We start from the raw sequence: 24574 nt of genomic DNA, 5'->3' as shown, positions 1-24574 counted from the left end.
ATGCTTCTCAATTATTCAGTGACAGTATATTTCGCTTTTAATTGGTCAATAAGCTGGTCTTTTTCAGTCCACAACTCATCCACCCAATTTTGGAATTTTTCACGGAATTCGGGATCATCCTCATAGTTTCCACCATGTACCCAAGTCGGAATTTCGATTTTACGCAAGTCAACGGCAATACGTGGGACTTCTCCTAACCAAAATTCGCCATAACCCGGTGCACCATTTGGATAAACAATGGTCATGTCCACGAGGGCGTCAATTTGATCGCCCAAGATATTCAATGCCAAGGCTAAACCACCGGCCTTGGGTTTGAGTAGATGTTTATATGGAGACTTTTGCTGTTCGTGCTTTTCTGGGCTAAAGCGTGTACCTTCTAAATAATTCAATAAAGTAAAAGGTTGGCTGAGTAGCTGTTCACACGACTTTCGTGCTTCTTCCATATCACGATATTTCAGCTCAGGATTCTTGGCAATTTGTTCCTTACTATGACGTTTCATCATTGGGAAGCCTAAAATCTTAAACGCTTGTCCCACAAATGGAATAAAGATCAGTTCCCATTTCGTGAAAAAACGGGTTAGTGGCATACGTGTTAAGCCAAAGTATTGATTTACCGTTGTATCGACCCAACTTTGATGGTTGCAGGTCATGAGATAACGACCTTGCATATTAAGATCTAGATCATCATCAATACTGATTTCCCATTGGGTATTTGGTAATACATGATCAATCAGCCAATTGTTTACGGTGAGCCAACTGTTGGTAATTTTAATGTTGGTTTCATCCACTTTTCGAGATTTTTTAAATAGTTTGGTGAGACCTAAAGCTAAAACAGGTGGGCCATGAAAAAATGTGCTTCCTGTCATAACTGATCCGACTGTAAGACCTTTGCTAATTTTTTTTAGTGTCGGTTGCTTATTTGTTTGAGATGACATATAAAAAGCCCTAGCGGAAATTGTCCAAATAAATGATTGATTCTGACAAATATAGTTCGAGTTGATTAAATAAAAAAGGGCATCTGCTGAACTGTGAAGAAATTGTGATGGAATTAACAATTATTTCTCTTATTCATATTACAAATTGTAACTAAACGTTTTATTATTAACAAAAAATCAATGGTTCATCCATTTGTTTTACTTCATCATTTCAACCATACAACAAAACACAAAGAAGGAGGCATGCAATGCGTGCACTAGTAATTTCGGCAGTAGTTGGGGCAATGGCACTTACTGGTTGTCAAAACATGGAATATGACAAAGCAGCGATCGGTACTGGTTTAGGTGCTCTTTTAGGCGCTGGTATTGCTTATTCTAATGCTGACAAAGATAAAATGGGTCAAGCTGCAGCAATTGGTGCAGTCGTTGGCGCGGGTGCTGGTCTTCTTCTTGATAAGAAAGAACAACGTCTTAAACAAGAATTGGCTGGTACTGGTGTTGACGTAGGTCGTAATCCAGATGGTTCGATCAACCTTGTTATGCCTTCAGTAACTTTCGCTACGAACTCTTCTACAATTCAACCGCAATTCCAATCTGCGTTGAACGATGTTGCTAAAGTATTACGTGAAGATGGTACTGCAAACAAACTTGCAATCGTTGTACACGGTCATACTGATAACACAGGTACTGATGCAATCAACAACCCATTGTCTCAAAACCGTGCAAACTCTGTGAAAAACTACCTTTCTTCTCAAGGTATTTCTTCAACTCGTATTACTGCACGTGGTTATGGTTCAACTTCTCCAGTAGCGGATAACTCTACTGCTGCAGGTCGTGAACAAAACCGTCGCGTAGAAATCTCAGTTTACGAAACTAAATAATTTAGTTGCGTAGCTAAAAGGCCACCTTCGGGTGGCTTTTTTTATGCTGATTTTTAATGACCGATAAAACTCATTTTGCATTAGGCAAGATGGGTTCAGATGACTATAATCATCATCGGATTAAAAAGAGGAAAGACTATGTCACTGGCAAGTCAGTTAAACGACAAGCAACTTGAAGCAATGAAATATACTCAAGGACCCTTGTTAGTACTTGCAGGGGCAGGTTCAGGTAAAACATCGGTCATTACCCGTAAAATTGCATATTTGGTGAAGCATTGTGGTATTCCTGCTCACCGTATTACCGCGATGACATTTACCAACAAAGCTGCACGTGAAATGAAAGAGCGTGTGACCAAGTTGATGAGCCGTGAAGAGGCAAAAGGACTGTCGGTTTCTACCTTCCATAACTTCGGGCTAAACATGCTCCGTTTGGAATTGAAAAACACACCACTGAAAAATAACTTTTCGATTTTAGATGCAGATGATTGCAAACGTATTTTGATGGATTTGATGCACCGCGATAATTTATCGGGTGCAGAGAGTAAAGAGCTCATTGCCAAAGCCATGAAAATGATTTCAGATTGGAAAAACGATCTGATTCCACCTGAGCAAGCGCACACCACGTGTGAAACGGCTGAAGACGTTCAATTTGCACATCTGTATCAACTGTATGAGCGTAACTTACGTGCATACAATGCAGTGGATTTTGATGACTTGATTGTGATGCCGACACGACTCTTACAAGAAAATGCGGAAGTTCGTGACCGTTGGCAGAATCGTATTCGCTATTTATTGGTGGACGAATATCAAGATACCAATACAGCGCAGTATATTTTAGTGAAGCTGTTGGTTGGAGTCATGGGGCAATTCACTGCAGTAGGTGATGATGACCAATCCATCTATGCATGGCGTGGTGCAAAACCTGAAAACATGGCTTTGCTGAATGAAGATTTTCGTAATTTAAAAGTCATTAAGCTTGAGCAAAACTACCGCTCGACCAGTCGTATTTTAAAAGCGGCGAATACCGTTATTGGCAATAACCCACATATTTTTGATAAAAAATTATGGTCAGATAAAGGCCATGGTGAAGTGATCCGCGTGATTACCTGTCGTAATGATGACGATGAATCTGAACGCGTGGTGAAAGATTTGATCACACATAAGCTGATGAACGGCAAAAATTGGAAAGACTACGCCATTCTATACCGTGGTAATTTCCAAGCGCGCGCACTGGAAACACAGCTCCGCCAAATGCAGATTCCGTATAAATTATCGGGTGGTCAGTCGTTCTTCGCACGTGCAGAAATTAAGGATTTGATGAGCTATTTACGCTTAATCATTAACCCTGAAGACGACAGTGCATTCTTACGGATTATCAATACGCCAAAACGTGCGATTGGTCCTGTGACTTTAGAAAAACTCGGACTTTTTGCGCAAGAAAGTAATTTATCTTTGCTCAGTGCGGCAGGCGATCAACGCTTGAGTATGGCAATTCCAAAGAAAGCTACCACGCAATTGGCCGAGTTTGCTGACTTCATTTCAACCTTTACACGTGAGTTGTTAGAAGACGATGAGCCAGTGCCGATTATTCGTCGCATGATGATTGAAGCAGGTTATATCGACTATGTGAAAGAGTCAGCGGCAACACCGGCACAGGAAAAAACCAAACTGGATAATATTGAAGTGCTGTATAGCAGTATTCAGAGTTTGATAAACCGTGCTGAAGATGTCGATGAAAAGAACATTGAAAGCGTGATTCGTAAAATGGTGTTGCTCGATATGCTGGAGCAGCAGCAGGAAGAAGAAGACACCGATAAAGTCAACTTGTTAACGCTACATGCATCAAAAGGTTTGGAATTTCCTTTTGTGTATTTGATTGGTCTGGAAGAAGAAATTCTGCCGCATAAGAACTCAATTGCTGCAGATACCGTAGAGGAAGAACGCCGTTTGATGTACGTGGGCATTACCCGTGCACGACAAGGTTTGACCATGACTTTGGCAGAGCAACGTAAAGCTGGTGGTCAAATGCGCCAAATGACGCCAAGCCGTTTCTTAGATGAACTACCTCAAGATGAACTTGAATGGTTAGGGCGCAAGAAAAAGTTGGCGGGTGATATCGACCCGAAACAGCAAGCACAGCATTACTTAGAAAATTTACGTGCGCTGATTAAGCGTTAAACATTGATTTAGAAATTCGTTTTATTGAAACAGGAATGAACCATGAAAGTTCAAGTTAAAGTTCTCGACACACGTTTAGGTTCAGAATGGCCAATGCCAACCTATGCAACAGCAGGTTCAGCAGGTCTAGATCTACGCGCATGTGTAGAAGAAACAACAGTCATTGAACCCGGCCAAACTGTTCTGGTAAAAACAGGCTTATCGATTTACATCGAAGATACCAACTTTGCAGGTTTAATCTTGCCACGTTCAGGTCTTGGTCATAAGCATGGCATCGTATTAGGTAACTTAGTGGGTTTGATTGATTCAGATTATCAAGGTGAATTGATGGTATCTGTATGGAACCGTAGTCAAACTGCATTTAGTTTAGAACCGGGCGAGCGTTTGGCTCAGTATGTCTTAGTACCAGTTGTACAAGCGCAGTTTGATATTGTTAATGAGTTTGAAGCTACTGAACGTGGTGCAGGTGGTTTTGGTCATACAGGTAAAGACTAATTGCTGCTGAGCAATGAATGAACTGATTGCTATTAAACTCTTGCGTTAAGACATGCTTAAAAAAGCCATCAAATTGATGGCTTTTTTCTTTGTTAAGATCACATATACAAAAATATGTATCGTCTTAGTTCATCAGAAATGCTTATTAGGGATTCATTTTTTTGAATTAAATTTTATTTGCATGTATGAGAAGTGCAATCTTGCTGGAATTTACTTTATTTGTACATATTGTAATTAAAACCAAATAGATAAAGCATTCGAGCAGTGACTTAATGCTCTTTGAATCTTTTTATATTTGAATACTATTATCTGAAATTTTAGATTTTTTTAAGAAAAATGATTATTTTTGATTAAGCCAAATCTCATTGAAAAAATGTTTTTATATCATTTGGTTAAATATTATGAATTGATTCTTAAGTAAAATTGTTATAAAAAAGCCATACCTTTTTCAAGGTTTTGTCATTGTATTGAATATTTTACATTCCTTTTTAGAATTACAAGTATTCAATGAATCATTAGATGATTAGAAGAATATCCTATGGGTTCACTGTTCAATACGTTTCCAATTCACATTTTCCGTGCTTATGATATTCGCGGAAAAATATCGCATTTAAATGCGGATTTGGTGCATTCGATTGCTTGTGGGTTAGTAAAACAATATTTAGAAGCAGGCCAAAATAAACTGGTAATTGGTTATGATGCGCGATTAACCAGTCCAACGTATGCCAAGATTATTCAGCAGGTATGTTGCGAATCAGGTATTCATACAGAAATCATCGGCTGTTGTTCGAGCCCCATGCTGTATTTTATTGCACGTCAGTTTGACGGGAATGGCATTATGGTGACGGCAAGTCACAATCCTAAATCTGACAATGGTATTAAATGGATTGTACAAGGTGAGCCACCATGTCCCGAAATGATTCAACATGTTGCGGTGAATGCACAAAAAAGTTATTTAGTTGAACGCACCCATCTCATGACGGCACTCGAACCGCATGAATTAAAACCTGAATATTGTTTGCAATATCAGAAATTTATTTTAGATGATATTCAAATTCAGCATCCTTTAAAAGTTGCCATTGATGGTATGCATGGTTCTGCGGGTCATTGTGCAGCATTGCTCCTAAAAAAATTGGGCTGCGAGGTAATTGCACTACGGTGTCAAGCAGATGGACATTTCCCTGATCATGCCCCCGATCCATCACAACTTCAGCATTTACAAAAATTACAACAAGCGGTGAAAGGCCAAGCCGTAGATATTGGAATTGCATTAGATGGGGACGGAGATCGTTTAGTTTTACTTGATGAAAAGGGTGACGTGGTTTCTGCTGATCGATTATTGTGCTTATTTGCAGAAATTTGTCTTGAGCAACAACCAAAATCCGAAGTGGTTTTTGATGTTAAGTGTTCGACTATGATTCGGGACACTGTACAGCAGTTGCATGGTCAGCCTGTGATGATTCGTACAGGCAGTAGTTTTTTACGTAAATACATTTCACAGTCAGCAGGTAAAGCTGTATTTGGCGGCGAATATGCTGGGCATTATGTGTTTAATGATGGACGTGGTGGGGGTTATGATGATGGCCTCTATGCTGCACTGCGTGTGATTGAATATCTGCAAGCGAAAGGTTTAAGCCTTTCGCAAGTGATGTCACGTTATCCTGAGCGCTGCGGTACAGAAGATCTGTATGTGAACACGCATCACCACAATCCAAAGGACGTTTTAAAATGGGTTGATGTGAAATCTAAAGCGATTCCAGCACAAATCAGTAAAATCGATGGAATACGCCTTGATTTTGATGATGGATTTGGCATCATTCGAGCATCGAATACAGGTGAGTATTTTACTTTACGTTTTGATGCTAACCAGCCAAAGCGTTTAAAAGAGATACGTGATCTGTTTGTTTCCATGTTAATTGAGCAATATCCTGACATTGCTCAAGACATTCCAGATGTTCAATAAGGAGAGGTAAATGTCACATCAACACACCGGCATCGACAAAGCACAAATCCTGACGGAAGCTTTGCCGTATATTCAACGTTTTTCGGGTAAAACGCTGGTGGTGAAGTATGGTGGCAATGCCATGACCGACCCTGAGCTTGAAAGTTCATTTGCACGTGACATCGTTTTATTGAAAACCGTGGGTTTAAATCCGATTGTTGTGCATGGTGGCGGCCCACAAGTCGATTCATTCCTGAAACAACTTGGTCGTGAGTCGGACCGAATCGATGGTATGCGTGTGACTGACCCTGCAACCATGGAAGTGGTAGAGATGGTCTTGGGCGGCAGCGTCAATAAATCAATTGTGAACTTAATCAATAAACACGGTGGACGTGCGATTGGTTTAACAGGTAAAGACGGCAATTTGATTCGTGCGCAAAAATTATTGATGCACAAAACAGCAGAAGATGGTTCTGTGCAGGAAATTGATTTAGGTCTTGTTGGTGAAGTTGTTGGTGTTAAAACTGATGTACTTGAAATGTTTACCCAAAGTGACTTCATTCCTGTTATTGCGCCACTGGGTGTGGATGAAGAGGGCAATACCTACAACATTAATGCTGACCTTGTTGCAGGTAAAGTCGCAGAAGCATTGGGTGCAGAAAAACTGATTTTGTTGACCAATATTACGGGTGTATTGGACGAAGATAAAAACTTACTGACAGGTTTAACTACGCAAGAAGTTGATCGCTTGATTGAAACAGGTGTGATTTATGGTGGGATGATTCCCAAAGTGGGTTGTGCACTTGATGCCGTAAAAGGTGGTGTAATTAGTGCGCATATTGTGGATGGTCGAGTTCCTCATGCAACATTGCTTGAAATTTTCACCGATCACGGTGTTGGAACACTTATTACCAACCGCAGTAATGTGAAAAAAGCCTGAGATGCTTAGCATTTTTTGATATAAAAAAGTCTCTTTTGAGGCTTTTTTATTATTTATCAAATAGCTGTGTTTCAAAATCAAAAGAGCAATACCAGCTAAAAAACATAAAAATGTTTTGAGCAATGATTTTAACGATTTACAACAACTAAAACTCTCATGCACAATAGTGAAATCATAGATTTACTGACTTGATGATAGATATGTGCCAGCTGCTCGGAATGAATTGTGCGACACCCACTGATATTACTTTTTCATTTCGGGGCTTTTCACAGCGAGCAGGCGTCACATCAGATCATTGCGATGGCTTTGGAATCGCTTTTTTTGAAGACAAGGCATGCCGTCTTTTTGTTGATAATCAGTCTGCAGTTGAATCACCCATTGCTGAACTGATTCGGAATTATCCGATTAAATCACGCAATGTGATTGCGCATATACGCAAAGCCACTCAAGGTAAAATCAATCTAGAAAATTCTCATCCATTTAGTCGTGAATTGTGGGGGAGACAATGGATTTTTGCACATAATGGCGACTTGCATGATTTTCAACCTGAACTCACAGGTCGATTTACACCAGTAGGCAATACCGACAGTGAACTGGCATTTTGCTATTTACTCGAGCAATTGGTAAAACGCTTTGGTTATACCGAGCCATCATTAGATCAGGTCTTTGATGTTTTGCTTGAAATCTCGCCTCAGATTGCGGAACACGGTACTTTTAACTTTTGTTTGTCGAATGGTCAGGCACTCTTTAGTTATGCGATTACCAAACTACATTGGTTAGTGCGAGAGCATCCGTTTAAACCTGCACAGTTAATTGATATTGATGTTGAAGTCGATTTTAGCGAAGTGACTACTGCTGAAGACCGAGTAGCAGTCATCACGACTGAGCCATTAACACAAAATGAAGTGTGGACAGCTTACCAACCAGGCGAAATGATTTTGTTTCAACATGGTCGTCCAATTCGTCACGCCATGACTCAAGTCGCACGCTTAGAGCGAGAACGACTCGATCCATCCTTAAAGCGTATATCCCGTGCAGATCAATACTAGAATGTTAAAAGGCAGATAGTTTTCAGTATGCGTTAAAATAAATTTGTTTGAAAAATACACAATATGTATTTTTATAAGATATTGAATTGGTTAAATAATATCTGAGTTTTATACTCGGGTTTAAAATAATTAACATAATGAAAACAAATAACTACAATCAAAACATCATTAATGGGGATAAAACCAACCTTTTTACTTGATTTTTATTTAAGTCCTTTAATTATATGATCAAATTTACGCGATAAGTCTTTCATATTTACAGGTGGTCGTAATGAAAATGAAATGGGTTCCAGATTATAATACTGGTATCGATGTGATTGACGATCAGCACAAACGGATTCTTGACTACATCAACGAAATTGATGGCATTGACGCAATTACTGAACGTGACCGTGTGAAACAAATTTTAGAAAATATTATTGATTACACACAGTCGCATTTTACTTTTGAAGAATCTCTTCAGGAAGAAGCGGGCTATAAATATCGTGTACCCCATAAGCGCGTACATGATTTATTTATTAAAAAGATTGAATCTTACCGTGACCGTTTTGAATTAGGTCAAGCGATTGAAAGTGAATTACATGAAGTACTTTCAAAATGGCTGATTAACCATATTCAACACGATGATGCAGATTATGTAGGTGCTGTGAAAGAAAATATGATGGGCATCATTAAAGAAAAAGAGAAGAAAAAAGGTAAGAACTGGTTTGCTCGTTTCTTTTCATAACACGGAAAAACGAGATAAAAAGAATTAAAATCTTATAAAAAATTAGCGCAGCAAATCACCCTCGAGGTGATTTGCTTTTTGTTTTTGATTTTCAAAGCTCAGCAAGGCAAAATAGCGCTAGAATTTTCAAAGGAATTTGTCATGCAGGACAATGCGATGTCGAAATGGTTATCGCCACTGATGGCGTTCTGTGTATCTTTTATCATTATTGCGACTTTAGCACCGGTAACAGGTATTCAGATTGAACGTCAGCTTGATTTCTGGCTGTTATGGCTAGGCACAATGCTTATTTTAGCCTTACCCGTATGTTACCTAGAAATTGCATTAGCGAAGCGCTCTAAAACTACTGCTGTTCAAGCCCTTTCAACCCTGACACGTGATGCCGATGCTTCACCCAAATGGCGTTTGGTCGGTTGGCTTGCAGTCGTATTTATTCCTTTTTTAGCAGGTGGCATGCTTTCGGCTGCATCACAATATGTGGGTAACTTTGCTGTTAATGGTGCTACTACCTATAGTGTGATTTTGGCAGTGCTTGCTGTCGTTGCTTTTGCACTTTCACTGCTTCCACGACAAGTCTTAATTTTAATTACTGCTGTTGGTGTGCTTGCCGCATTGGTTTTAGCCAATGTCATGGGGACAACTTTACCCGCATGGCAAATAACCACCCTCGAATTTAGCGAGTGGGGAAATGCAACGGTTTTAGCATTGGTGGCAAGTGGCTTAGGTCTGGGCTTGTATTGGCAATCAAGTATTGCGGCAGTTAAGCAACAAGAGATTGCGACAAAGACGGTATTTCCAATTTGGATTGCACAATTGTTGGCGGTTGTAGCTTTTGCTTTCTTTGCTGCAAAAGCACAAGTGCCTGCATTGGCTTTAGCGCTGAGTTTAGTCACAGGTGCTGCATTATTGATTCAAATGGCCCGTGAGCAGCTTCAACAGCGCCAATTGGCGGTTGTGGTGCAATGGTTGATCACGTTGATTGCTGTGTTTGTGTGGGCAGCTCATGTCATGGTACCAGTGTTCAATATTGCATTATTGATTTGGGGCCTGATGATTTGCTTAATTTATGCGATTTTCGCAGGTTGGATTATGAAGATCAGCCATTTACGCAAATCCATGAATTTTAGTAATGAAGCGTTTTATAACATTTGGCGTATTGCAGTACGTATTGTCTTGCCCTTATCCATTATCTTGGCATTGGTTGCTGTGATTGGACAGTTATTCTAATGTCTGAGCAGTTGCAAGTCTGGGTTGCCTATGCAGGTACCACCCAACAAATTCTGATTCCGCTGGCATACACTCAAGGCATGACCGCACATGATGCGATTGAGCAAAGTGGTATCCGTGAGCAAGTCGAATTACCTGAACAATTAAATTTAGGTATTTTTGGTGTTCGCATTAAAGATTCTGCTCAGGTGCTTGAGGTGGGGGATCGGGTTGAAATTTATCGGGCTTTAACCATTAATCCTAAGGATATTCGGCGTAATCGTGCTAAGAAAAATCCAGTAGGACGTTATTGTCGAGGCAATCGCTTTAAGCAATTGTACTCATAAAAAAAACCCCTTTCGTTAGGGGTTTCTTTTTATTTGAAACAGACTATAGTGGTGGCGCAGTTAAAATCGCTTCTTTAGAACCTGGTAGACCGGGTTGAGATTCTGGAATTGTTTCTAGACCTTCAACTTTTTGCACAATACCATTTTGGTCAAAGAAGATTTTTAAGTGTTGACCATGCGCTGCAGGAATCTTGGCTTTTTTAGCATATGTTCCTGGGGTATACTTATAAATGTAGTCCCAACGTAACGGATTCATCGGATCTGCAACAGTTGGACTACCTAGCAAAAAGCGAACTTGCTGGTGGCTCATTCCCACTTGAATTTTAGACGCTTGTGCTTGAGTTAACGGTGTACCTTGAGGAATATCAACTTTATAAACGCCCAAGGTCGAACAGCCTACGAGCAATGAAGTGACGAATAACGTCAGCATGATTTTTTGCATTTTGCTAAACTATCCCAAATTAATTATGATGCATTTGATCCAAGGATAGATCATACTGCATCTAAACTTTGTTGCATATTCCAACTTTAATTTTGTTGAGAGACCTTTTTTCATGCCTATTTCAAACCAAGATTTACGCAAAGCTGGACTTAAAGTTACACTTCCACGAATTAAAATATTGGAATTACTTGAAAATTCAAGACAACATCACTTAAGTGCGGAAGATATTTATAAGACTTTACTCGAACAGGGTGAAGATGTGGGTTTAGCAACTGTGTATCGCGTGTTAACACAGTTTGAAGCTGCAGGTATTATTCAACGTCATCATTTTGAGAACAATCATTCTGTTTTTGAAATTATGCAAGAAGACCACCATGACCATATTGTGTGCCAAAACTGCAATAAAGTGGTTGAGTTCACAAATGACGTAATTGAACATGAGCAGCATGAAGTTGCTAAAAAGTTCGGTTTTGAGTTAACGGGTCACTCACTTAACTTATACGGCTACTGTGATGCGCCTGAATGTCAGGATGCTTACCGCAAAAAATAATCCTGAAAATGGATAAAAAAACAGACTTCATTTGAAGTCTGTTTTTTTATGTCTGAAGCATGATCTATTTTAGTGCTGGCCATCAAAGGTAATATTTGAATTGGCACGCAGTAAATGCTCACCACCTTCTTCTGCCAACTTGATTTGTAAACGCAAGTCGTTTGGAGAATCGGCATGCTTTAACGCATCTTTATAACTGATTTGCTTCGCGCGATATAAATCATATAAGGCTTGGTCGAAAGTCTGCATACCGAGCTCGCGAGAACGTTTCATCAAGTCCTTAATTTCATGGACTTCACCTTTACGGATTAAATCTGAAATTAACGGTGAATTGATGAGGATTTCAATCGCAGCACGACGTGAATTACCGTCAATGGTTGGAATCAACTGCTGTGCAACCATGGCTTTTAAGTTCAAGGATAAATCCATAAACAATTGACCATGACGATCTGCTTCAAAGAAGTGAATAATACGGTCAATGGCCTGGTTGGCATTGTTGGCATGCAGCGTCGCAAATACCAAGTGACCCGTTTCTGCAAAGGCAATGGCATAATCCATAGTCTCACGAGAACGGATCTCACCGATCAAGATGACATCTGGTGCCTGACGCAGTGTGTTCTTTAAGGCAATTTCAAATGAGTCAGTATCGATACCCACTTCACGTTGGGTAATAATGCAACCACGATGCTCGTGAATAAATTCGATTGGGTCTTCAATAGTAATGATATGACCGTGTGAATTTTGATTACGATAGCCAATAATCGATGCAAGTGAAGTCGATTTACCTGTACCTGTTGCACCAACAAAAATGATGATGCCACGTTTGGTCATTGCCAATTCTTTGAGAATCGGTGGTAACTTCAACTCATCCATGGTTGGGATGATGGTTTCAATACGACGGAGCACCATGCCCGGTTGGTCGCGTTGCTGAAATGCACTGACACGGAAACGAGCGGTTTTATCTGTATTACTGATAGCAAAGTTACATTCGCGGGTATCTGCAAATTCCTTACGCTGTTTTTCAGACATAATGGAATTTAAAATTTGACCCACCGTAGGCCCCGGAAGTTTTGTTGAACCAATCGGCATGATGGTGCCGTTAATTTTAATTGATGGTTCAACATCTGCCGTAATAAATAAGTCAGATGCTTTTTTCTCAATCATGTAATTGAGTAAGCCATTAAAGTCCATAAAAAATCCCCAAATACAGCTACATTTTTTTTATAGGAAAGATTCTGGTTGCTTAGACGCAGTACGTGCAGTCTGTGTGCTGATAATCCCTTTCGATACTAAAGTTTTAAGGCTTTGATCTAGCGTAGTCATACCATAGTTGGCACCCGTTTGAATCGCAGAATACATTTGTGCCACTTTGTTTTCACGAATCAAGTTACGAATTGCGGGAATACCAATCATGATTTCATGTGCTGCAACTCGTCCACCACCATTTTTCTTTAATAGGGTTTGCGAGATTACCGCTTGTAGTGATTCTGACAACATGGCACGGACCATGTCTTTTTCTTCCGCTGGGAATACGTCGATCACACGGTCAATGGTTTTTGCCGCAGAGGTGGTATGTAGTGTACCGAAAACCAAGTGACCTGTTTCCGCAGCAGTAAGTGCCAAGCGAATGGTTTCAAGGTCACGCATCTCGCCGACAAGGATAATATCCGGGTCTTCACGCAGTGCAGAACGAAGTGCTTCGTTAAAGCCGTGGGTGTCACGGTGGACTTCACGTTGGTTGACCAAGCATTTTTTAGATTCGTGCACAAATTCGATTGGGTCTTCAACCGTTAAAATATGGTCATAGCGATTGTCATTAATGTAGTCGACCATCGCTGCAAGTGTTGTTGATTTACCTGAGCCTGTTGGACCTGTCACCAAAACAATACCACGTGGATATTCACAAATATCTTTAAAGATTTGGCCCATGCCAAGGTCTTCAATGGTGAGTACTTTTGATGGAATGGTACGGAATACAGCACCAGCACCACGGTTTTGGTTAAATGCGTTCACACGGAAACGCGCTACGCCCGGTACTTCAAATGAAAAGTCAGTTTCTAATTTTTCTTCGTAATCACGACGTTGTTTATCGTTCATGATGTCATAAACAAGTTTATGAACTTCTTTATGCTCAAGTGCCGGTAAGTTAATACGACGTACTTCACCGTCCACACGAATCATTGGTGGCATACCAGAAGATAAATGCAAATCGGAAGCGTTATTTTTGGCAGCAAAGGCCAACAGTTCTGTAATGTCCATAAGATCCCCGAGATAAAGTTAAAATTAAATCTTAATTATTTTGATAGAATAATAAGGCTTTCCCACAGCTTAACCAACACTTAGTTGCAGGGCAATGCAAAAAAAGATGAATGAAATGAGAACCCCGTCAATGAATACACTTCAAGAAGCACGAAATCAAGTTTTAGAGCAAATTGCCACGGCGAGTTTACAGGCTAAGCGAGATGTAGATGCCGTGAGCTTATTGGCGGTTTCTAAGACCCATCCTGCTGAAATATTAAAAGAAATGTATGCAACAGGACAACGGGCATTTGGGGAAAATTATCTGCAAGAAGCCTTAGATAAAATCGCTATCTTGTCGGATTTAGACATCGAATGGCATTTTATTGGACATGTTCAGCGCAATAAAACCAAACATTTGGCTTCAAGCTTTGCATGGGTACATGGCGTCGATCGTTTGATTATCGCAGAGCGTTTATCAGCTCAACGTGACGCGTCACAACAGCCATTAAATATTTGTCTACAAGTGAATATTGATGATCAAGATTCAAAAGATGGTTGTGCACCTGCTGAAGTAGCAGAGTTGGTTCGTCAAATGAGTCGATTACCAAATTTAAAATTGCGCGGGCTCATGGTGATTCCTGCGCCTAACAATACTCAGGCTTTCTTTGATGCTCGGCAACTCTTTGAGCAAGTCAAAGCAGGGCATGCTCACCCTGAAGATTGGGATACTTTAAGTATGGGAATGTCGGGCGATATGGTTGATGCCATTGCCGCAGGCTCAACGATGGTGCGTGTAGGCACAGCCTTATTTGGTGCACGCGATTATTCTAAATAATGACTATGCAAGTGCCAAGGTGCTGAGAACAAGGTGCCTTATGCGCTTGCTAAATTCGAAATTATTTCAAAACGCAAAGCTAAAAAAGTATTTCAATCAAAATAATTTAAATAAGCACATCATTTCCTCTTTCTCAAATTTTGGAACCCTCGGGTTCAAATTTGGGCTTTAAAATTGAACTTTCCAGCAAAGTTGCGTACAAAACAAGCAGGATGTCACGCACATTTTGAGATGAAAGTGATTTGATTTTTGGACAAACAGGAAAGTTCATGACGGCATATTATCAACTGATTCAGCGCAAAACGGATGCGCAAGGCATTGTCACAGCACATTATCGTTCAACAGTTTTAGCACAGGGCGCATGGAATGAACATGAGCAGCATATGGCACCTGCAACAGGCATTATCTGCGCGGAATTAGATCGATTTTTACCCCGTGAAGATGTGCGCATAGGGCGAATTAGTTTGGATATTTTAGGCTTAATTCCTGCGGGAGAGTTTGAAATAGTCAGTAGGGTGATACGCCCGGGTAAAACCATTGAGTTGATTGAGTCTGAAATGCGTGCCCACGGCAAAATTTGTATTGTGGCGCGAACGTGGCGCATGATGACGCAAAACAGTCAAATCGCTCATGGACTTGAAGATCAGTCGGTCAATGGACCTGAACTAGCGCCTCTCTGGGAGGGGATCCGTCAATGGCCCGGTGGTTTTATTCACTCTATTGAGGCACGAAGCCATGAACGACGAGCAGGTCGGGGTATTGTTTGGTTAAACACACCTTATGAAATGATTGAGGGTGAAACGAGTAGTGACTTCGTACGTTTAATGGGGTTGGTTGATACAGCAAATGGCATTGTGCTACGTCAAGATAGGCCGTTTAAATGGGGTTTTCCAAATTTAGACCTTCAGATTCATTTACATCGAATGCCGCAGGGGCAGTGGCTAGGTTTAGAAACTGTGCAGCAATATGGTGATGACGGAATCGGATTAACCAGCTCAGTCCTACATGATGTTAAAGGCCCATTTGGACGTAGCGAACAAATCCTAACGCTGCGTAAAATTTCAGAATAGCAGATGACACAATGCAAATTTGATTGTGTTCATTACTACCTTAATTTGAACGTATTGGGGAATATTTTTAGGGCCTAATTATTCCAATCATGAATGCAATCAAATTCTGGGTTAGTTGAATTTAAGCTGCGTGTTATTCGGATGAATCTGATCCTGCTGTTGGTTACAGTGCTTAGCATAAGTCAACAATTTGCAGCACTATTGTTCAGCCTCGTTTTTTATACTGGCAGGATAAGTATTCTAATAAAGGGTAGAGCAATGAAAAATAGATGGATCGTGATTTGGAGTTTGTTGGGCGGTTTTTTTAGTTTAATTTTATCGGCCTGTAGTTCGGCACCAGTTCAGCAATCAGCAGATGACATGAGTTCGAATGTTCAAGTTGAAAGTGAAATGGCTCAAGTACCTACACCGAGCATGACTGCCAGTCAAACTTCAGCTTCTTTGGGCAACAGTAAAGTTAAGGATGAGCAGCGTCTTGGAACGAAATGGGGGGATGAAATTAGTTCATCGGTTAAACCCGTCAATTTAAAACGCTTAAGTTCAACGCCTATCGCTGAGTCGCAAATCCGTTATGCAGAAAAAGACTTTTCAGGGCGTAGTATTAACAGCATTTCCTTGGCGGCGGGCAAAGTTAGCTTTTCAGTGCAAGACGAGCGTGGACGTAATTTAGTGTTATATCGAGATGGGCAGCAATACTTTCTATCTGCTAATGAAGGCCAAAGCTATGTTTTGCATTATACCAATAACAGTGCACAAACCTTTGAAGTTGTAGCAAGTGTAGATGGTTTAGATGTATTGAATGGACAGCGTGCATCACGTTACAACAGTGGTTATGTACTGTGGCCTTATAGTCATTTGGATATTGAAGGGTTCCGTAAAAGCAATAGTGCAGTGGCTTCATTTACCTTCAGTAAACCTAAAGATTCATATGCAGCGCACTCTGCCAGTGGCTCGATTAACAATACAGGTGTCATTGGTACAGTCATTTATGAGCTAAATGCACCACGAGATAAAGTTAAACCTACAAGCCAATATGCCCCACCACCAAATGCTTTTCCTGCGGATTAAGGTGGATGTAGGACCATACACTTCTTTGCCATTCCTAAGTCAAGAAAATCAGGGCTGAGTGGAAAAATCCATTCAGCCTTTGCTTTCTAATCAGCTTTCGTATTCTGAATATCGTCAATATCACGCGTAGTTAAATTCATTAACCACTTACTCAGAAACTCAACATACAATTTCAATGGTACTGGCACCTGCACCGACTGGATTCACCTGAATTTGCACTGGAATGCGTTCGTGCATTTCTTGAATATGCGAAATGAGCACGACTTTACGTCCTTGGTTTTGCAACTGATCGAGCGCATTCATCACCATGTGTAGGGATGATGCATCTAGCGTACCAAAGCCTTCATCAATGAATAGAGATTCAATTTTCATTGAGCCTGAAGCCATATTGGCAATTGCCAATGAAAGTGCAAGGGCAGTTAGGAATGATTCACCGCCAGACAGCGAAGAGACCGAACGTAATTCACCATCCATGTCGTGGTCGATAATGCCCAAACTAAGTGAGTTCTCAAGACGTTTTAAAGTATAACGCTGTGACAGCAATGCCAACTGTTGATTAGCATACTCCACTAAAATATCTAAATTATATTGTTGTGCGAACTCACGGAAATCCTTGCCTTTGGCATCGCCAATCAAACTGGAAATTTTATTCCAACGCGTTTCCTCAATTTGAATTTTGGCAATTTCATTCGCAAATTGCTGCTGCTTAATCAAAGTTTGTTGATGCATTTCAATTTTAACTTTTAATGCATCACGCTCATTTTGCTGTTGTTCAAATTGCGCTTGTAATACTTCTAGCTGCGTGTGTAATTCTGTGAGACTCAGTTTAGGTTGCTGTGTCTGATGTTGTTCAAATTGATCTTGTAAGACCTTGAGACTGGATTGTGCTTCGTACTGCGCCTGTTCTGCCTGCTGTAATTTTACCCGCAATGCTTGAACGTGTTGAATCGGTATTTGATTTAGCTCAATGAGCAAATCATGGTTAAAGTCTGCATGTGCATTCAGCCAATGCTGAATATCTTGTTGAACTTGAATGTGTTGTTGCTCGACTTGTTGAGTCTGGGTTTTTAATTGATCGAGTTGCTGGCGCTGCTGTTCAAAGTGCTGATGTATTGATGAAAAATGAACTTTGGCTTGCTGATGTTGATTTTGCAATGCTAAACGTGATTGATCAAATTGCGCTAGCCATTCATGCGGTTTGCTGATCTGTGTTTGGCACATAGCAAAGATCGCTTCTGCAGCTTGATCATTGTTTTCAATGCCTTGCTGACGAAGATGCTGATTATGTCGTGTGCTTTCTTCAATCTTGACTTTGAGTTGGCTAATTTTTTCATCAAGCAAGGCACTTTGCTGTGTCAGTTGTTGTTGCTGGTTCTGGATGTGCTGTAACTGCTGTAACTGATCTGACCGTGTGGTTAGTTGCTGGATCAGCTGCTGTGCAGCCACTTCGGGTTGTTGTTCACTAAGCGCTTTTATCCGCGATTCAATATTGAAAAGATGTTCAACTTGATGATGCAATTGCTGTAGCTGGTTCAAGACATGCTCAAGGTTTTGAATATCGAGGTTGAGCTGATTCAGTTGTTTCAAAGCCTGCGCATACGTAGAATTTTGCTCAATAAAAGCCTGTTGTTGTTTTAATAAATTGCTGATGAATGAATCGACTACTGCACGAAGCTGTGCATCGGTCTGTTCTAAATTTAGGACCAATTCTGCATGAGACATTGCCGAATTAACTTCGGTTTGCAATCGTTGGATCTGTTGCTGAGCCTGTTCCAATTGATGCTTGAGCTGTTGCTGTGCGGCAAGTTGTTGGTTGAACTGCTTAAGATGTTGTTGCCATTGTTCAAAATACTGCTTCTCAGACAGAAGAGCCTGTTGCTCTTGTTGTTCTTGTAACTGAAACAAAGCTTTAGATAAATCTGGATGCTCTAGCGCATAGGGGTGTTCTGTACTACCACAGACGCTACAGGGTTGCTGATCAACCAGTGTTTCACGTAGTTGTTCAATATTTTCTGCATGTAAAAGCCGTTGCTGTTGCAATAAATGCTGCAACTGCTCACGTTCAGATTGTGCCTGCTTAAATTGGATTTCACTCAGCTCAGTTTGCTGCTGAGTTGTTTGCAGAATGGTTTCGGCTTCATGCTGCTTATGCTGAATTTGCGCTGTACTCTGTTTGAGTTCTAGCCATGACTCAAGTTTTTGCTGAATCAGTGCAGATTGTTTTTGTTTCTGCTGATTATTTGCGAGTAATTGATTTGATTCAGTGAGTTTCGCTTCAATGTTCTCAACCGAGCCAAATTGTTTAAATAATTCAGTGTGTTGATTATTCAATTCAATAAGATTTTGCTGAGCTGTTTCCATGTGCCCGATGCGTTGGCTAAGCAGTGAATATTGCTGATTAAATTGATTTAATTGCTGGATATGTGCATTTAAACCATCATCAAGTACCGAAAATGGCTGACTAGTGTTCAACTGCTGTTGGATCTGCTGAATCTCTACATCTTGTTGCTGAATCGTTTGTAAGAATTGAGCATGTTGTTGATTAAGTGGTATGAGTGCATTTTGTTGACGTTCTAAAACATCCAAACCTTGCTCAAATGCAGTTTTAATAAATTTCCGCTGTTCTACAGATTGGCGGACTTGGTTTAAAGCTTGGTAATGTTGTTGTTCAAAATGTTGTTGTGAACTAAATTGCTCATCGACTTGCTGAAAACGCTGCGATTCAATGAGGTGGTTTTGTTCAACGATTGCAAATTGCTGCTGCATCACCTGAACTTTTTGGCTGTATTGACTCTGTTCAAGTTGAAGTTTTTGCTGAGCAGCAACGGATGAACGAATCGTCGCAAACCGGTCAAGTTGCTGTAGCTGTGCGTGCTCAGGCGCTAAATTTAATAACTGTTGCTTACATTGTTCGAGCAGTTGTTGACGTTGCTGAATATCGACATTGAGCTTAGTTTGTTGTTCAAACCATTTTTGCTCTTGCTGATGCTGTTGTAACTGTAGTTCAGTTTGTTTGAAGCGATACTGTGCTTGGCTGAAATCAGTGTGCAGTTGTGTAATTTGCTCTTCGGACAGTAGCTCTAAATGACCAACAACATCTTCAAGTTTACGGCGTTGCTGACTAATGTCTTCTTTTTTACGGAAGGCGAGTGCTCCAATTTTGGCGAAAATACTCGAATTGGTGAGATATTCAAGTAACTCAGCACGGTCATCATCACGTGCTTGTAAAAATGCTGTCACTTCAGATTGAGCCAGTAAAACAGCACGGGTAAATTGGGCAAAACTCAGCTGGGTAATCCGCTTGATGGACTCATCAAATGTGGTCGCTCGGTCTGCAACAATATTACCATCACTTAAGCAACGCAAAGTACGCGTAGCTTTTTGCAGTTTGCCATTCACTTTATTGTGTGAGCGTTTGACCTCCCAACGCGCAGAATATATTTTCTGATCCTGTGCCATAAAATTCAATTCAGCAAAGCCTTGGGTTGTGCCACGACGTAAAATATTACTGGTGAAATTAGTGGAAATACTGGTCGTGCCGTCATTGTCTAAGAGCTTGGCATCGCTATGTTTAAAGCGTGGAATTTGGTTGAACAGTGCCAGACACATGGCATCTAAAATAGTTGATTTCCCTGCACCAGTTTTACCTGTAATGGCAATAAGTCCAGCGTTTAGCAAAGGCTGTGCTTCAAAATCAATAAAGTGCTCGCCACCCAAAGATGCTAAATTTTTAATTCGAATAGATAAGATTTTCATTTTTTTCTCTAAATTCGCTTAGTGGCTATCTTCATTCGATTGTTGTTCTGCTTCATGTACCAAACTCATGAAGTCCCGCAACACTTCCTCGTCGGCACTAAAACCTTGTTTCGCCCAAATTTGTTGGAATAATTTTTCAGGAGTTGGCGGTTCAAGGCTAATTTGAGATTCTTGGCACTGCTCAGCATCAGATGCTAAATATTTGCGTTGAATCCGCACTAATCGATAGCGATTGGGTGCTAAAGCGTCTTCAAATTGTTGGCGTAAATTGGGGGGTGGCGGAGCATCAGTGTGATATTCCACTTCAATATATTCACGTTGGTTAATGTCTGCAATTTCACCCGCAGCTAAGGCTTTAAGTTTGCCAATGACCTCATCAATATCACCTTTAATACGGTGTAAATGAACTGCGCGTGGAATTTTTAAAGCTTCATATTGGAGACGGTTTTCCTGTTTTGACGGATCAATCGAAACTTTAAGAACTTGATGTGGATAATTAATTTCACTAAAGGATAATGGAATGGGCGAGCCGCTATAGCGGATGTGTTCTGAACCAACCTTTTGCGGTTTATGTAAATGACCCAATGCTACATAATCAATGATGTCGTCAAATAAGGCCGTTGAAAGCGCTTCTTCATTGCCAATGATAATGGAACGCTCAGAATCTGAAACTTCTCCACCTTGCATATGTGCATGTGACATCAGAATTAATGCTTGTTCAGGTGTTTTTCGTGCTTTAGCTTCGGCAATCAGTTGTTGATGTAAATAGGCGATTGCACTTTGACTGTTTTGCGTATGTTCATTGTAGGTGCCTGTAATTTCAGAACTTCGTAAAAAGGGCAGGCTCAAACACCATGCAACAATATTTTGCTCTGCATCATAAATTGGAAGTAATAAGGTGTCTAAATCTAGGCAATGATTTTCTGTCCATTTAATGACCCCAACGGCTTTCGCATGATATTTATCAAGTAGGGGTTGAACTTGTTCGACACGGTAACCTGAGTCATGGTTGCCCGCAATCATCAGGGTTTGCATGTGTGGTGCACGTTCATGTGCATCGGCTAAAAATTGATAGAGTTGTTTTTGGGCTTTTGATGCAGGATTAATGACATCAAAAATATCCCCCGCAATGAGCAGGGCATGCGGCTGTTCAAGCTGAATTTGTTCTAATAGCCATGTTAAAAACTGCTCGTGTTCATAGTCCCGTGCGTGATTGTAAAAAAATTGCCCCAAATGCCAATCCGAAGTATGAAAAAAGCGTACAGTCATGTGAACTCAAAACAATAATATGCCTGTCATAACTTAGCATAATTTCATGCTTGAAACTTGTGACAACTGATCTATGCGACAACAGATGTCGTAAAAAGAATATTTATCTCAATGGCTTATGTACGAACTGCAACTGCTAAGCCAGTTTCATTTCTATTTAGTCTCAGCAAATTGGATTTTGATCGGTTCTGGTTATCTTGTCTGCTTTGTATCGTTTAGACATGACTGAGCAAGTAGCTGTGGCTTTGTTAGCGCAAGATACTCGGGCTATTTGACTTCATTAACTATATTTATTGGGCATTTTCATCTACTTGTACTAATCCAAAGGTATTGTGGTCAGCATCTAAAAAATAGCCTTGCCAACAACGACCAGGAATCGCGAATTTTTCCATGGCGACTTGACCACCATTGGCTAAAATTATGGCAGCCGTTTGGTCAAAATTTTCGACTTCAAAACTACAGGTAAACGCATTGGTACCACAGTGAGTTGGTGGTGTAGATGCAGGACGTGCTAATAAACCGCCATGCACACTAGGGGTTTCAATTTGATAATATTCAATCGGGAGCCCCTTAATTTCGGTAAAGGTCCAACCGAAAACTGCTTGGTAAAATGTAACTTCACGTGCAGGATTGGAAGATTGAATTTCAAAGTAACTGAGTTGATTCATGAGAACTATCCTATATTTTTATATAAATAAGTGATTTATTCGATATTTAATACTCAGTATTAATCTAATAGCTTAAGAAATACCAAGAACAGGGGATATTATTTTTTGTTGGAATCCTGTAAATCAGTCATTAATGTTATTTAGGTCGATTTGACCACCTTTTGGGGAAAATGGAGAACTTTCATGCCAAATAATCCGTTTGATGAAGAAAAACTCGCAAGCAGTATGGTGTACAAAACCCTGCTCGAGTCTACTTTAGCCATTCCCTGGTCGATTGACTGGGAAAGCAAAGCGTATACCTATGTTGGACCACAAATTGAAAAGTTGTTGGGTTGGAAACAAAATACTTGGCGTACCGTGCAAGACTGGGCTGATCGTATGCACGATGATGACCGAGATCGTGTTGTAAATACCTGTGTTGCACAATCAATTGCAGGTATTGACCATGAGGCGGACTATCGTGCTTTAAAAGCTGATGGAACTTATTTATGGGTACGAGATGTTGTACACGTGGTGCGAAATGAAAATGGAGAGGTTGATTCTTTAGTTGGCTTTATGTTTGATATTTCGGAACGAAAAAAACAGGAAGAACAACTGCAAAAGCTGCAACGTCAGCTTGAAGAGTATTCTTATAAAGATGGTTTAACAGGAATTGCGAACCGTCGTTTGTTTGATGAGTTTTATCAACGGGAATGGTTAAATGCCATTCGCATGCAAAAGCCCTTAAGTTTAATCCTGCTCGATCTGGATTATTTTAAACAATATAACGATTTGAATGGTCATGTGATTGGTGATACGTGCTTAAGACAAATTGCCAAAAGTTTAGAATCTTGTTGCTCACGTCCACGTGATTTAGTTGCGCGCTATGGCGGCGAAGAGTTTGCATGGATTTTACCCGAAACCAATGAAGCGGCGGCCCGACTCATGGCGGATAGAATCATGGATGCGGTAAAAGCGGCTCGTTTGCCACATAAAGCTTCAGCAGTATCGGATTTAGTCACGCTCAGTATGGGGATTAAAACCATCACACCAACTGAATTAGATAATCGAATGCAATTTCTAGATCAAGTAGATAAGAACTTGTATGTGGCGAAGCATCAGGGACGAAATCGTTATTATGCGGCTTAAAGCCTAGATACTGAATGACAAAATGGTGGTTTTACAACAATGAAATTTAGTCGGTGTATTCATCGACTATTTTTTTATGTGTATGAAAAGGGTTAAAATAAAGGTAGCCACAAAATAAAAGACCGACGATTCGAGTGATGATGAAATCGTCGGTCAAAAAATCTATTTTGAACTGAAGTGATGGCTGCTGTACATGACTCGAGTTCAAAATGAAGCTTATTGCTTTTAAGTAAAAGGTCACCGAAACATTGTGGATGCCGTCCAAATCATCGGTTGCTACAGACCTTGTACCCTATATAACGCAGCCGTTTACAGATCGGTTGACAAGAAAATGAAAAAAAGTTCATTTTTTTTTATAATAAATTCAAATTTATATATTGGTCATCGAAATGGTGTCTCTAACACGTTATTTTTTAATGTTTTTCATTATGTGCTTTGCGATGACCTGCATTTGTGGTGTGGTCGCAGCGTTACTACCACAAGGTGTTGGTGGTATTTTAACGATTGTACCTTATCTTGTAGCTATGATTTTTGTGCTGTTTCGCTTTTTGAAGAAAACTCAACGTGCACCAACTCAATCTGAACGCAAAAAAATAACGTTAGGATTTAGTCTGATTTTTTGGCTCTACAATTTGGCCTTTTTGCTGATGGGTATTGCCATTTTTTCACGCAATGATCCTGAAATTTGGCAAAATTTATTACTGTATGTCCAAAATCCTCAGTTTATGAGCATCATGCTTATTATGCTCCTGCTTATGGCTATTCCGTTGTATTTATTAACTTACTGGTTTTATGGGCCACTGGCCAAGCGCATGGCAATTAAAAAGTTTAGTGCTTAAAGCTTGAA

22 protein-coding genes are annotated in these 24574 nt (G+C 40.3%); 15 read left to right on the top strand and 7 right to left on the bottom strand.

The window, feature by feature from the left end:
- Positions 1 to 11 precede the first annotated feature (11 nt).
- Positions 12 to 935: an acyltransferase gene (locus B9T33_RS08720; RefSeq protein ID WP_086178537.1), complete on the bottom strand. Its 924-nt coding sequence runs from the start codon at positions 933 to 935 to the stop codon at positions 12 to 14.
- 248 nt (positions 936 to 1183) lie between these two features.
- Here B9T33_RS08720 and B9T33_RS08715 point away from each other — a divergent pair, with 248 nt between their 5' ends.
- From B9T33_RS08715 to B9T33_RS08675, 9 genes are all read left to right on the top strand, one after another.
- A complete protein-coding gene (locus tag B9T33_RS08715; RefSeq protein WP_086178536.1) occupies positions 1184 to 1816 on the top strand; it encodes an OmpA family protein in 633 nt (210 codons plus the stop codon).
- 138 nt (positions 1817 to 1954) lie between these two features.
- Positions 1955 to 3994 (top strand): UvrD-helicase domain-containing protein, encoded by a 2040-nt coding sequence (locus tag B9T33_RS08710; protein WP_067766191.1) that lies wholly within the window; start codon positions 1955 to 1957, stop codon positions 3992 to 3994.
- A 42-nt stretch (positions 3995 to 4036) separates the two neighbouring features.
- Positions 4037 to 4489 carry a dUTP diphosphatase gene (gene dut / locus B9T33_RS08705; protein ID WP_086178535.1) on the top strand — a complete coding sequence of 151 codons (453 nt, stop codon included), beginning with the start codon at positions 4037 to 4039 and terminating at the stop codon, positions 4487 to 4489.
- A gap of 538 nt (positions 4490 to 5027) precedes the next feature.
- A complete protein-coding gene (locus tag B9T33_RS08700; RefSeq protein WP_086178534.1) occupies positions 5028 to 6452 on the top strand; it encodes a phosphomannomutase/phosphoglucomutase in 1425 nt (474 codons plus the stop codon).
- Positions 6453 to 6462: 10 nt separating this feature from the next.
- Entirely contained in the window at positions 6463 to 7371 is a 909-nt protein-coding gene (argB, locus tag B9T33_RS08695; RefSeq protein ID WP_086178533.1) for an acetylglutamate kinase, read from the top strand.
- A 200-nt stretch (positions 7372 to 7571) separates the two neighbouring features.
- The gene (locus B9T33_RS08690) at positions 7572 to 8420 is read left to right on the top strand and encodes a class II glutamine amidotransferase (RefSeq protein ID WP_086178532.1); all 849 of its coding nucleotides are present in this window, start codon (positions 7572 to 7574) and stop codon (positions 8418 to 8420) included.
- A 271-nt stretch (positions 8421 to 8691) separates the two neighbouring features.
- The gene (locus tag B9T33_RS08685; protein ID WP_086178531.1) at positions 8692 to 9147 is read left to right on the top strand and encodes a bacteriohemerythrin; all 456 of its coding nucleotides are present in this window, start codon (positions 8692 to 8694) and stop codon (positions 9145 to 9147) included.
- Between the two features lie 141 nt (positions 9148 to 9288).
- Entirely contained in the window at positions 9289 to 10374 is a 1086-nt protein-coding gene (locus B9T33_RS08680; RefSeq protein WP_086178637.1) for a hypothetical protein, read from the top strand.
- Positions 10374 to 10700 (top strand): RnfH family protein, encoded by a 327-nt coding sequence (locus B9T33_RS08675; RefSeq protein WP_086178530.1) that lies wholly within the window; start codon positions 10374 to 10376, stop codon positions 10698 to 10700. The genes B9T33_RS08680 and B9T33_RS08675 overlap by 1 nt, the downstream gene beginning before the upstream one ends.
- 43 nt (positions 10701 to 10743) lie before the next feature.
- On the opposite strand, the gene B9T33_RS08670 is transcribed toward B9T33_RS08675, so the two are convergent.
- The gene (locus tag B9T33_RS08670; protein WP_086178529.1) at positions 10744 to 11142 is read right to left on the bottom strand and encodes an outer membrane protein assembly factor BamE; all 399 of its coding nucleotides are present in this window, start codon (positions 11140 to 11142) and stop codon (positions 10744 to 10746) included.
- Positions 11143 to 11254: 112 nt separating this feature from the next.
- Here B9T33_RS08670 and fur point away from each other — a divergent pair, with 112 nt between their 5' ends.
- A complete protein-coding gene (gene fur, locus B9T33_RS08665) occupies positions 11255 to 11692 on the top strand; it encodes a ferric iron uptake transcriptional regulator (protein ID WP_086178528.1) in 438 nt (145 codons plus the stop codon).
- A gap of 69 nt (positions 11693 to 11761) precedes the next feature.
- On the opposite strand, the gene B9T33_RS08660 is transcribed toward fur, so the two are convergent.
- Both B9T33_RS08660 and B9T33_RS08655 read right to left on the bottom strand, forming a co-directional pair.
- Complete coding sequence (locus B9T33_RS08660; RefSeq protein WP_086178527.1) at positions 11762 to 12883, bottom strand: PilT/PilU family type 4a pilus ATPase; 1122 nt, start codon at positions 12881 to 12883, stop codon at positions 11762 to 11764.
- A gap of 30 nt (positions 12884 to 12913) precedes the next feature.
- On the bottom strand, positions 12914 to 13951 hold the full coding sequence (locus B9T33_RS08655; protein WP_086178526.1) for a type IV pilus twitching motility protein PilT: 1038 nt from the start codon (positions 13949 to 13951) through the stop codon (positions 12914 to 12916).
- A gap of 130 nt (positions 13952 to 14081) precedes the next feature.
- On the opposite strand from B9T33_RS08655, the gene B9T33_RS08650 reads away from it, so the two are divergent.
- The 3 genes from B9T33_RS08650 to B9T33_RS08640 all read left to right on the top strand — a co-directional run bounded on the left by B9T33_RS08650 (position 14082) and on the right by B9T33_RS08640 (position 16906).
- The gene (locus B9T33_RS08650; RefSeq protein ID WP_086178525.1) at positions 14082 to 14768 is read left to right on the top strand and encodes a YggS family pyridoxal phosphate-dependent enzyme; all 687 of its coding nucleotides are present in this window, start codon (positions 14082 to 14084) and stop codon (positions 14766 to 14768) included.
- 269 nt (positions 14769 to 15037) lie between these two features.
- Positions 15038 to 15838 (top strand): thioesterase family protein, encoded by an 801-nt coding sequence (locus tag B9T33_RS08645; protein WP_086178524.1) that lies wholly within the window; start codon positions 15038 to 15040, stop codon positions 15836 to 15838.
- A 258-nt stretch (positions 15839 to 16096) separates the two neighbouring features.
- Positions 16097 to 16906, top strand: coding sequence for a hypothetical protein (locus B9T33_RS08640; protein ID WP_086178523.1), 810 nt, complete (start codon positions 16097 to 16099; stop codon positions 16904 to 16906).
- Between the two features lie 159 nt (positions 16907 to 17065).
- Here B9T33_RS08640 and B9T33_RS08635 read toward each other — a convergent pair whose 3' ends face one another.
- The 3 genes from B9T33_RS08635 to B9T33_RS08625 all read right to left on the bottom strand — a co-directional run bounded on the left by B9T33_RS08635 (position 17066) and on the right by B9T33_RS08625 (position 22599).
- Entirely contained in the window at positions 17066 to 20662 is a 3597-nt protein-coding gene (locus B9T33_RS08635; RefSeq protein WP_086178522.1) for an AAA family ATPase, read from the bottom strand.
- Positions 20663 to 20680: 18 nt separating this feature from the next.
- A complete protein-coding gene (locus B9T33_RS08630; protein WP_086178521.1) occupies positions 20681 to 21931 on the bottom strand; it encodes an exonuclease SbcCD subunit D in 1251 nt (416 codons plus the stop codon).
- Between the two features lie 290 nt (positions 21932 to 22221).
- Positions 22222 to 22599, bottom strand: coding sequence for a VOC family protein (locus tag B9T33_RS08625; RefSeq protein WP_086178520.1), 378 nt, complete (start codon positions 22597 to 22599; stop codon positions 22222 to 22224).
- Between the two features lie 183 nt (positions 22600 to 22782).
- Between B9T33_RS08625 and B9T33_RS08620 the strand changes: the two genes are divergently transcribed.
- Positions 22783 to 23727, top strand: a complete 945-nt coding sequence (locus B9T33_RS08620; protein WP_086178519.1) for a diguanylate cyclase domain-containing protein — start codon at positions 22783 to 22785, stop codon at positions 23725 to 23727.
- Between the two features lie 389 nt (positions 23728 to 24116).
- Positions 24117 to 24566 carry an ABZJ_00895 family protein gene (locus B9T33_RS08615; protein WP_086178518.1) on the top strand — a complete coding sequence of 150 codons (450 nt, stop codon included), beginning with the start codon at positions 24117 to 24119 and terminating at the stop codon, positions 24564 to 24566.
- Positions 24567 to 24574: the final 8 nt, after the last annotated feature.

The organism is Acinetobacter sp. ANC 5054, assembly GCF_002135295.1.
In the GTDB taxonomy this organism is placed as follows: Bacteria; Pseudomonadota; Gammaproteobacteria; order Pseudomonadales; family Moraxellaceae; genus Acinetobacter.
This window is presented reverse-complemented; position numbering and strand designations above follow the sequence as displayed.